Origin of the sequence: Leifsonia sp. SIMBA_070 (assembly GCF_046534635.1) — a bacterium.
Classification (GTDB): Bacteria; Actinomycetota; Actinomycetes; order Actinomycetales; family Microbacteriaceae; genus Leifsonia.
The window spans coordinates 1-231 of sequence record NZ_JAWRYK010001032.1; the positions used below are offsets into that span (position 1 = coordinate 1).

The 231-nt window shown below is 43.7% G+C and carries 1 protein-coding gene; it reads right to left on the reverse strand.

What is annotated here, in order from left to right; genetic code table 11:
- On the reverse strand, positions 1-231 hold a 231-nt coding region (locus tag SB754_RS23295), incomplete at both ends, for a hypothetical protein (protein ID WP_410784605.1).

The window sequence follows — 231 nt, forward strand, 5'->3', positions numbered from 1 at the left end:
CCGTTTTTGTTTTTCCCGATTTATCATCATTAACCTGGACAGGTTCTTTTACAGTGACTCTCTCATGGAGAACACGGCGCTGCTTTTCAGTCAGACCTTCCTTCAACTTCTGAATTTGAAGCAGCATTTCATACTCGCGCAGAGTAATAAAACGAATTTCTTCTTCCACCTGCTGAACTGGATCAAGGCTAACCCTTTCCAGTACTTCCTGCTGCTCAGGTGTAAGAGCAT